Below are 10475 nucleotides of genomic sequence, written 5' to 3' on the forward strand. Positions count from 1 at the left end.
CGAACCTCGTCACTCAATAAAGTTTTACCTTGTTCCCAGCTTCCTTAACCTCGCACCTTAGACGGCAGTTGGCCTAACTCATCCATAGGCCAGCGCGGGCGAGCCTGAATCACCAAACTTTCCGTTTGCCCCATCTTCAACCGACAGTAACCGGCATAGGCGATCATAGCGCCGTTGTCGGTGCAAAATTCTGGGCGCGGATAAAACACTTGTCCTTTCAGCTTTTTCATCAATTCACCGAGCTTGTTGCGCAGTTCAATATTGGCACTGACACCACCGGCAATGACCAATTGTTTGCGTCCCGTTTGCTTTAATGCTCTTCGACATTTAATTAATAACGTATCCACTACCGCTTCCTGAAACGCGTAAGCAATATCAGCTAAGGTTTGAGGCTGTTTATCACTGTCACGCAAAGTATTTGCGGTAAATGTTTTTAATCCACTGAAACTGAAGTCCAGCCCAGGGCGATCGGTCATGGGTCGCGGAAACTTGTATTGGCCAGGCCTCCCTTTCTCCGCCAACTTTGCCAACATAGGTCCACCCGGAAACCCCAGCTCCATGATTTTGGCGGTTTTATCAAAAGCCTCACCAGCAGCATCATCGATTGATTCGCCTAAAATGGTGTAATCTCCGATGCCTTTCACATCCACGAGCTGCGTGTGTCCACCAGAAACCAATAAAGCGATAAAAGGAAATTGTGGCTTATTCTCTTCCAGCATAGGTGCCAGCAAATGCCCTTCCATATGATGAACCGCAACGGCTTCACACCCCCAAGCATAGGCTAACGATCGTCCAAAGGTTGAACCAACCAAAAGTGCGCCGATTAACCCCGGTCCTTGTGTAAAGGCAACCGCGTCAATGTTTTTGCCGGACAAGCCTGCATCGGCCATCACCTGTTTGGTCAGTAATGCCGTTTTTCGAATATGATCGCGTGATGCCAATTCAGGAACAACTCCGCCGTATTCAGCGTGCGTGTCAATTTGGCTGTAAAGTGCCTGCGCAATAATGCCGGCCTTGTCATCGTAAATGGCAATACCCGTTTCATCGCAGGAGGTTTCAATACCCAGTACTTTCATCATAACTCTGGAAAACTTTAAGATGCGGGGATTTTAAGTGATTTACCACCTTCGATCTAATAAACCTCACCCACTTGATCCAACATTTGCTGGTAATGCGCTGAAACTCTCGACATATCAACCGTATTTAAAAAAGAAGAATAAGAAAGATAACAAAGTAAAAAGCGCAAATCGCTCACCCACGGCGGTAAAAAGCGCGGCCTTCGAAAAAGGCCCAACGATCGCAAATAAGACAGTGTTGGCAAATCTTCAATATCCAATCGACCTGCGAATAATAAGTGCAAACAGTCCGCTCGTCCCGCTTTAACGGCCGCACGCATAAAGTTGTGCACTCTGAGCAAACCATCGAGATAAACAATGTCTTTGGTAAACGGCGCACCGCCCGAAACCACACCGCCACGAAACACTCGACGCGCATTCTCAAAGGCTTGGTCGTCATTACCCACTTTTTCCCGAAAGAAACGAAAGACGTCGATAAAATCAGCACCGTCAATTGCCATTTGGATCGCTACCACGCGATCCGCCAAACGACGCATACGATCCAGATCCAAAGAGCCGGTAATAAACTCGGCAAATACCGCTAGCCCTTCTTGCGTTTTGGTCGTGCCCGGATGCGCTAACGACAACAGGCTCAAGTTGCCCGGCGTTTTGCCGTTCAAAATGGTCGCCACATGAATATAAATTTCGTGATGGACCAGCTGCTCAACATCCTTATCGGTAAAGCATGCAGTGCGACGAATGCGAACCCTTTCGGAACTGGCCAGTGCGTTGGCGGATAAATCCTCAACCACTTGAATTTCCGGTGCCTCGCCGCCAAACATTTCCTGAGTCGCTTTGCGCATTTGAGCGGCAACGGTTTCAGCCAAAATACAGGCTTCTGGCGGCTTGCCTAAATCCAATTTGCTCATCGGACGCAACAAATCGAGGTAGCGCTGTGCGAGTTCCAACGAGTTGGATTTTTCGTCGCGCAATGTCTGTTTGGGCAATCCATAGAGTTCACTGGAACATTCAAAAAAGCGTTGGCTGCCTCGCGACTGCAACATTTCACCCGTCGTTAATAAAATTTTAATGGTTCGCCGCATCCAGTCATCGACCGGAGTATCGCCTAAAGCCGGCAATACTCGATGTAACTCCTGGTTCATAACCGTCGCATCGTAAGGCTCATAACTCACCTCGGGTAACGACTGAGCGTTATTGGCAAAGAAAGCCTGCTTTACGCTCAGAGGCCAGGTAAGACGAGACAAAACCTGAATACTGCTAGCTACCGCAACGATTCGGTCTGATAATTGCGATAATCGATGCTGTTCTTGTTGCGTCCAGCCAGTATTGATTTCCATTTTTCTAGCGACTTTTTAAGATGAAAGATAGATTGATTATAGCCTCCTCAAATAGCATTTTTTACCGATATTTCAGATACTTTTGGGTTGTGCGCAGTTTTTGGCCAATTTTTTTGCAATCACTATTAAAACCCTTTAAGATCACCGCCCTCTCTCGATGAGAGGCTTTGGATAATAGATGAATTTCTGATGCATTTTGGCGATTTAATTACTGTCCGAAGTTATTGATATTGTTAACAATCCAACTATTTAAGGTGGTGATTTTTCATGCCAAGCGTAAAGGTAAAGGAAAACGAGCCGTTTGACGTGGCTCTGCGTCGTTTTAAGCGTTCTTGCGAAAAAGCCGGTATTCTGGCGGAAGTTCGTCGTCGTGAACATTACGAAAAGCCAACTTCTGTTCGCAAGCGCAAAAAAGCGGCTGCGGTAAAGCGTCACGCTAAAAAAGTGGCTCGTGAAAGCATACGTCGCAGACGTATGTACTAATTGGCGTTTGAAATTTTAAACAACGATTAGGACCTTTAGCATATGGCCGCATTATTGGATCAAATCAACAATGCGATGAAAGATGCGATGCGTGCCAAGGCAAAAGATCGCCTTGGCACCATTCGTCTACTCACCGCAGCGATTAAACAATATCAAGTCGATAATCGCGTTGACGATGTCGACGACGCTACCATCCTTGCCATTCTCGATAAAATGGTCAAACAACGCCGCGAATCCATTAAGGCATACAACGAAGCCGGTCGAGAAGAACTCGCCGCTGTTGAACAAGCCGAAATTGAAGTGTTGGCTGACTTTATGCCACAACCTTTGTCTGACGATGAAATCGCCTCGCTCATTGATGAAGCTGTTAAGGCAACCGGTGCCGAAAGCATGCGCGACATGGGAAAAGTCATGGGGGTTTTAAAGCCCAAATTGCAAGGCCGCGCGGATATGGGGGCGGTTAGTGGGAAGATTAAAGCCAAGCTTGGCTGATTGATTTTTTTATTTTTGAAAAACGCGCCGAAAGGCGCGTTTTTTTGTTTCTGTGGTTTTCAATTGATTGAAAGTTCACATTTAATTGTACGATTCGGTTTCACCCTGCTAGGCGAGTTACTTTTGTCAGTCGACACAAAAGCAACCAAAAAGTCTTTGACGCTCGCCGCTTGGCAAGAGATCTGAGTCGTATGGAATACAGCAAACTACTGAAACCTTAGAGTCGCTTGAATTTTGCTGTCGCTACTGGCTAAGACTCCAACTCAATGGCTTGTAAAACCTAAGCTTCCAGAAGGCTCAAAATTTGAAAAGTTCGCTAAACCCAGTTTGATCACTTGCGACAGCATTCATCAGAAAACACACCTATTTCAGGAATACATTGAACTATCAGAATATTCGGAACAAGTGCCATAGCGGCTAGCGTAGAGCTCTTTTGGTTACTTTTGCAGCGCTTGGCAAAAGTCACTCGCCCGAGAGGGCGAAACCCGTACTAAAATTTAGCAAAGAACTAAAATCAGTAAATTTTCTAAATAAGAATCTAAAACACAAAGCAAAGAAACAAAACCGGAACCTTTAAATTCCCTCAAACCCTCTGCATAATACCCCACCTCAACCCAAACAAACCTCCAAAAAACCAATGGCCGGACGCATCCCCAAACAATTCATCGACGATCTCATGTCGCGCACCGACATTGTTGAGGTCATCGAGCGCCGCGTTCAGCTTAAAAAGGCCGGTAAAAACTATCAGGCCTGTTGCCCATTCCATAACGAAAAAACACCTTCTTTCTCCGTCAGCCCCGACAAACAGTTCTATTACTGCTTTGGTTGTGGTGCCAATGGCAATGCCATCAGTTTTGTCATGGAGTACGAAGGTTTGAGTTTTGTCGAAGCAATCGAAGATTTGGCTCACGCCCAAGGTCTGGAAGTACCAAGAGAAGCGCGTTCCGAGCCAGCAAAAGAACAACAATGGCAACACAATTACTACGAATTGATGGAAAAAGTATCTCGATTCTATCAACAACAGTTACGGTCTTCCGATCACAGTGAGCGAGTTGTCACTTACCTGAAAAATCGCGGTTTAAGTGGTGAAATAGCCAAAGACTTCGGTTTGGGGTATGCCCCTGACGAGTGGCATTCACTGCAAGCTCTATTTGGCCACAATCAAAGCATTAATCAGACGCTGGTCGCTTGCGGCATGCTGATCGAAAAAGACAGCAACCGTTACGATCGCTTTCGAGATCGGGTGATGTTCCCTATCCGTGACCGTCGCGGTCGAGTAATCGCCTTTGGTGGCCGGGTAATCGATAAAGGTGAGCCTAAATATCTGAACTCGCCAGAAACCGACATCTTCTATAAAGGTCGTGAGCTCTACGGTCTCTATGAGATGCGCCAGCACAGCCGAAAAGTAGATTGGGCGATAGTCGTAGAGGGCTACATGGACGTGGTGTCACTGGCGCAGTTTGGCATTCGCAACGCCGTAGCTACTCTGGGAACGGCAACCAGCAGTCACCATTTACAACAACTGTTTCGCGTTTGTCCAAAAATTGTTTTCTGCTTTGACGGTGATCGAGCCGGACGCGATGCCGCCTTGCGCGCTCTGAATCACAGCCTGAGTCAGATCCGCGACAATCGTGAAATACGTTTTATGTTCCTGCCCGAAGGAGAAGATCCCGATACTCAGGTTAGGCAGGTCGGCGCTGAAAGTTTTAGCAATACAGCACAGAATGCCCCTTCTATGTTCGAGTACTTAATGGAACATCTGAAATCCCAGGTAGACATGGACAGCTTCGACGGTCCTGGAAAGTTGGCAAACTTAGCGAAACCTTTTATTGAACAAATGCTTGATCCCATTCATCGTGAACGTTTTATTCAACAGCTGTCGATACAGGTAGGCTTGAGTGAAGCCCGCCTCAATGAATTGTTACTGGGAAATGAAGAACAACCAGCGGCCCCCCCAGCAAAACCTGCTAGCCTACCACTGACCAACAGCAGTCAGCTCACCCCCATTCGACGCGCTATTACGCTACTGTTACATCGCACCGAATTAGTGCAACAAATCGATGACTATCAATGGTTGAGCCAATTAAACATGCCGGGACATGAAATTCTCAAGCAAATGATTGAAATTCTTAAAACCAACCCCAACATAAGCGTCGGCGCACTGATCGAGCACTGGCGTGGTAATCCGGCACAACCGCATTTGTTGAAATTGGCGAATGAAGAAATCATCACTCCGTTAGAAGGCATGCAACAAGAAATAGCTGGCATTTTTGTGAAGTTGCAAAAAGCGTTCAAAGAACAACGCTTTGAGCAACTGCAACAAAAAGCAAAGCGAGGCCCTTTATCGGTGGAAGAAAAACAGGAATACCAGAAGCTATTACTGGAACTGTAAGTTATGCAATATTCGGCCCCGTTTAAATCGCATTAAACGGTAAAATTAACCCCGCAAATTTGCCCGATTGCATCTACACTGTGTATAATTGCGCGTTTCGTGTGCAGCACGAAGGTTTTTTATTGTCTGCAGTTTTTACCGGCGTCTATCGCGGTTGAATTCTACTTAACTTGTAAAAGGTCGTTACTGAATGTCGAACGAGATGTCCAGCCAGTCACAACAATCACAGCTTAAACTATTGATCGCGCGCGGAAAAGAGCAGGGGTTCCTGACTTACGCAGAAGTAAATGATCACTTACCTCCTGATATCGTTGATCCGGACCAGGTGGAAGACATCATTCGCATGATCAACGACATGGGTATTCAGGTATTTGAAAGTGCACCCGATGCCGACTCTTTGTTAATGAGCGACTCGGTCGCCGATGATGAAGCGGCCGAAGAAGCAGCCGCAGCCCTCGCCAACGTAGATTCCGATTTTGGTCGCACAACCGATCCCGTTCGTATGTATATGCGAGAAATGGGTACCGTTGAGCTGCTCACACGTGAAGGCGAAATCGATATTGCCAAACGAATCGAAGAAGGCATACGCGAAGTTGCCGTTGCCATTGCCGAATATCCTGCCACAGTTGAAACCCTCCTCGACGATTACGATCGCTATCTGGCTGGCGAAATCAAATTGTCCGATATCATTACCGGTTTCAGCGATGGCACTGAAGACGACGATATCATCGTTAGCGCTACAAACGTCGGTTCCGAAGTACCCGATGACGAGCAAGATGACGATGACGACAACTCTTCAGCCGATGAAGATTTAGGACCGGATCCAGAAGAAGCGCAAGAGAAGTTCACCGAGTTAAGGAAACAGCACGAGAAGACCGTCAGCGCGATTAAAAAGTACGGTCGAGCACACAAAACGGCACAAAAACAGGTAACTGCCTTGCAAGAGCTCTTTATGCAGTTCAAGTTACTGCCCAAGGAGTTTGATCGCTTAACGGCCAAAATGCGTGCAAAAATGGACGCACTGCGTACTCAAGAACGTTTGATTATGAAACTGGTCGTTGATCAAGGCCAAATGCCGCGCAAAACGTTTATTTCTGAATTTCCAGGCAATGAAACGAATACTAAGTGGCTAAACTCTCATCTTGGCAAAGATGTGAAGTATCACGACTCTTTGGAAACCGTTGCAGAAGATGTGATCCGTTGCCAAAACAAATTACTGCACATCGAAGAAGAAACCAACTTATCAATCGCCGAATTTAAAGAAACGAACCGGCGAATGAGCATTGGTGAAGCGAAAGCCCGTCGTGCGAAAAAAGAAATGGTTGAAGCCAACTTACGATTGGTAATATCCATCGCGAAAAAATACACCAATCGAGGTTTGCAATTCCTTGATTTGATCCAGGAAGGTAACATCGGCTTGATGAAAGCTGTCGATAAATTTGAATACCGTCGTGGTTACAAATTCTCGACTTACGCTACCTGGTGGATCCGTCAGGCTATTACTCGTTCCATCGCTGATCAAGCACGAACGATTCGTATTCCAGTGCACATGATCGAGACCATCAATAAACTGAACCGAATTTCACGGCAAATGTTACAAGAGATGGGACGCGAGCCACAGCCAGAAGAATTGGCTGAACGCATGGAAATGCCAGAAGATAAAATTCGCAAAGTTTTAAAAATAGCCAAAGAGCCTATCTCCATGGAAACACCCATTGGAGACGATGAAGATTCGCATTTAGGTGACTTTATTGAAGACGCAACACAAGAGTCTCCGGTCGATTCAGCGACTGCAACCAGCCTAGGTGAAGCAACCAAAGACGTCCTAGCAGGTTTAACTGCTCGTGAAGCAAAAGTGTTACGAATGCGTTTCGGGATTGATATGAATACTGACCACACATTGGAAGAAGTGGGTAAGCAGTTTGATGTCACCCGCGAAAGGATCCGGCAGATTGAAGCTAAGGCACTGCGAAAATTAAGGCATCCTTCTCGATCAGAAAAACTGCGCAGCTTTTTGGACGACCAATAAACTAAAAACTCCGCTTCGGCGGAGTTTTTTTATGATAAAGATGTGATTGAATAATAAGAAAAAGCATCTCGGAATTGATACCTTTAAAAAATCATGCGCCGTATTTTTGTACTCACGTTTTTATTGTTCAGCTATAATTTCCTCCAAGCAGAGGAAGTCCTAATTCTTAATGAAGACAGCCATACATTAAGTGCACCAACCCCTCTTGCAACGTTAAAAGAAACTCACAGCGGCGAGCCTTTTACCGTTTTACAATCCATTCGCTTTAATACACGATTTTACCCAGAGTCATTAAAACCCAGCCCCAACACTTACTGGTATAAATTGCAACTGAAAGGGCAATTCTTGGATCAGCAGACCCATAAATTTGTCATTGCATTTGATACACATATTTTACGACAACTCGACGTGTATCTTTATCATAATCAACAATTGCTTGACTCAGCAAGCATAGGGCTCAAAGCACAAAGCAATTATATGGCGTTATATCAGGGGCCACACTTTCAGTTTGACATTCGTTCTGGTCAAACGCTTACATTACTCATCCGTAAACATAATAGTGGGCCCTCCATTACGCCATTCAAAATTTATTCTCACGACAGCTATCAGCAACGATTGAATGCTCAATATCTACTTTGGGGAGGCGCTATCGCACTACTGATTGCGCTGGCGCTTTATAATGTGTTTGTTTACGCACTAAACCCGGGCTACAGTTACCTATGGTATTTAGTTTTTCACGCCGTAATTTTCGTATACTTTTCTGCGCTACACGGTTTTGGTTTTTTACTTTGGCCCGAAAGTATTCAGATCCGATTAGCGGAAAATATTATGCCGATGAATGTGTTGCTGGTCTGGGTAGGTGTACAATTTACGCGCGTATTTTTACAAACTCAACAGAACGTCCCACAACTGCACCAATATATTCGCTGGTTTAATATTGTCACTCCCATTGGATTATTACTAGCCGTTGTATTACCTGAGTACCTTACGATACCGATATTTATACCATACCAACTTATCGCTTCTCTCTTTATTTTGTTATTAGCCGCTACGGCATTGAAAAACCGTTACCGACCAGCACGTTATTTCTTTTGCTCCTGGCTCTTTGTCATAATGGGAGCTGCAGTCGGAATAGCAACGTACACCAATGTATTGCCTGTAAATAACGTAACCCTGCATGGATTTTTTATCGGTTCCCTCTTGGAGCTGTTACTTTTATCCGTCGCGCTTGCCGACCGATTACGCTATGCCGAAAAAAAAGCCATTACCCGCGCTTATATCGATCCGCAACGAAAGCTACCTAACTATTCCTTTTTTGTTAACGAATTTGCTTCGCAACTGAATCATCTGTTTCGGTTGCATCAGCGAATAGCCTTGGTGGTTGTCAACATTGCAAATTACCAACAATTGGTTGGCTTTTTAGGACCCAACATTCTAGAGCCGGTGTATCGCGAGTACATCGCTAGATTACGTCGATTATTGCAAGTTGCTCCTTGGTCCGTACGCTTTAGCAACTCATCCGGTGAAGACGAATTTTTTATCGCATTACCGGGTGATCAAATCATGTTTATGGTCCGTTCCGATCATGGGCTTGAAGATATACTTAAAAAATTGGTGCTCGACTCCAGCGAATCACTTTCTATTCGTAATTTCGATGTACCGATGCAAATAAATATCGGTGCGACACAACTTTCACCCAATATTAACTTGCTGCTGGAATGCTATCGAAAAGTTCAAATAGCTTTACTCAACTGCGAAATTAACCAGAATACCTGGAACATCTACAGTGATGATCAAGATACTTCGCTAAAAGATCACCTTTATTTACTGCAAGACTTGAAACAAGCCATTGCTAATCATCATTTCGAAATCATGATTCAGCCGCAAGTAGACTTATACACTCAAGACTTGATCGGTGGCGAAGTTTTGATCCGTTGGCAACACGACGAACGCGGTGTGGTCAGTCCAAACCAGTTTATAGCTATTGCCGAAAGTACCGGATTAATTACTCAGTTGACTCAGCACATAATCGAGTACTCATTTCATTGGAACAGCATTCAAAACAATTTGCCTGCCGGTTTCTCTTTGGCAATTAACTTATCGATGCACGATCTTTACGATGAAAATCTTTTAACTTTTATCGAGCGACAAATGCAGGTTTACGACGTGCATCCACATCAGATTACTTTTGAGATCACCGAATCGTCGATCATGCGCAACACTGAACGTTCATTAGCCACCATACGTCAATTGCAATCCATGGGATTTTGTATTGCAATCGATGACTTTGGAACAGGTTATTCATCGCTTGCTTACTTGCAAAAAATTCATGCGGATAAAATTAAAATCGATCAATCCTTTTTAGTCGGCATAAATAAAAACAAAACCAATCAGGCGATTGTGCGAACCATTACCCAACTGGCGGCTTCAATAGAAGCTAAAACCATCGTGGAAGGAATTGAAAATGGTGAAGAGCTGCTTTTCATAAAACAGTTGAATTGCCATTTTGGCCAGGGCTATTTTTGGAGTAAGCCTCTGTCTCCGGAAAAGTTTACGCAAAAATACTTAACCCAGCAGGTAGTGAATAAAGAGACTTCGGGGGAGATGTTTTTTTCTGATGGTTATTCAGAGACTTAAGGTTTTGATTTTTTTAAATGAAAATTGAT

The 10475-nt window shown here is 44.9% G+C and carries 7 protein-coding genes; 5 read left to right on the forward strand and 2 right to left on the reverse strand.

From position 1 onward, the window contains the following. Positions 1–44 precede the first annotated feature (44 nt). Positions 45–1076, reverse strand: coding sequence for a tRNA (adenosine(37)-N6)-threonylcarbamoyltransferase complex transferase subunit TsaD (gene tsaD, locus ACTUJY_RS01555; protein WP_463614505.1), 1032 nt, complete (start codon positions 1074–1076; stop codon positions 45–47). A 56-nt stretch (positions 1077–1132) separates the two neighbouring features. Then, on the reverse strand, positions 1133–2413 hold the full coding sequence (locus ACTUJY_RS01560) for a flavohemoglobin expression-modulating QEGLA motif protein (protein ID WP_463614277.1): 1281 nt from the start codon (positions 2411–2413) through the stop codon (positions 1133–1135). 267 nt (positions 2414–2680) lie between these two features. Between ACTUJY_RS01560 and rpsU the strand changes: the two genes are divergently transcribed. The 5 genes from rpsU (at position 2681) to ACTUJY_RS01585 (ending at position 10446) form a co-directional block, all read left to right on the forward strand. Beyond that, positions 2681–2896, forward strand: a complete 216-nt coding sequence (rpsU, locus tag ACTUJY_RS01565) for a 30S ribosomal protein S21 (RefSeq protein WP_463614278.1) — start codon at positions 2681–2683, stop codon at positions 2894–2896. A 42-nt stretch (positions 2897–2938) separates the two neighbouring features. After that, positions 2939–3388, forward strand: coding sequence for a GatB/YqeY domain-containing protein (locus ACTUJY_RS01570; protein ID WP_463614279.1), 450 nt, complete (start codon positions 2939–2941; stop codon positions 3386–3388). A 637-nt stretch (positions 3389–4025) separates the two neighbouring features. After that, the gene (dnaG, locus tag ACTUJY_RS01575; RefSeq protein WP_463614280.1) at positions 4026–5780 is read left to right on the forward strand and encodes a DNA primase; all 1755 of its coding nucleotides are present in this window, start codon (positions 4026–4028) and stop codon (positions 5778–5780) included. Between the two features lie 190 nt (positions 5781–5970). Then, on the forward strand, positions 5971–7809 hold the full coding sequence (gene rpoD, locus ACTUJY_RS01580; RefSeq protein ID WP_463614281.1) for an RNA polymerase sigma factor RpoD: 1839 nt from the start codon (positions 5971–5973) through the stop codon (positions 7807–7809). 93 nt (positions 7810–7902) lie between these two features. Next, positions 7903–10446: an EAL domain-containing protein gene (locus tag ACTUJY_RS01585; RefSeq protein WP_463614282.1), complete on the forward strand. Its 2544-nt coding sequence runs from the start codon at positions 7903–7905 to the stop codon at positions 10444–10446. Positions 10447–10475: the final 29 nt, after the last annotated feature.

The sequence above is a fragment of the Pleionea sp. WD8-19 genome (genome assembly GCF_055326765.1).

What these genes read in the sequence shown, in the direction of transcription:
- dnaG (WP_463614280.1), top strand. Translation starts at nt 4,026, where the DNA reads ATGGCCGGACGCATCCCCAAACAATTCATCGACGATCTCATGTCGCGC.
- ACTUJY_RS01560 (WP_463614277.1), bottom strand. Translation starts at nt 2,413, where the DNA reads ATGGAAATCAATACTGGCTGGACGCAACAAGAACAGCATCGATTATCG.
- rpsU (WP_463614278.1), top strand. Translation starts at nt 2,681, where the DNA reads ATGCCAAGCGTAAAGGTAAAGGAAAACGAGCCGTTTGACGTGGCTCTG.
- ACTUJY_RS01570 (WP_463614279.1), top strand. Translation starts at nt 2,939, where the DNA reads ATGGCCGCATTATTGGATCAAATCAACAATGCGATGAAAGATGCGATG.
- rpoD (WP_463614281.1), top strand. Translation starts at nt 5,971, where the DNA reads ATGTCGAACGAGATGTCCAGCCAGTCACAACAATCACAGCTTAAACTA.
- tsaD (WP_463614505.1), bottom strand. Translation starts at nt 1,076, where the DNA reads ATGAAAGTACTGGGTATTGAAACCTCCTGCGATGAAACGGGTATTGCC.
- ACTUJY_RS01585 (WP_463614282.1), top strand. Translation starts at nt 7,903, where the DNA reads ATGCGCCGTATTTTTGTACTCACGTTTTTATTGTTCAGCTATAATTTC.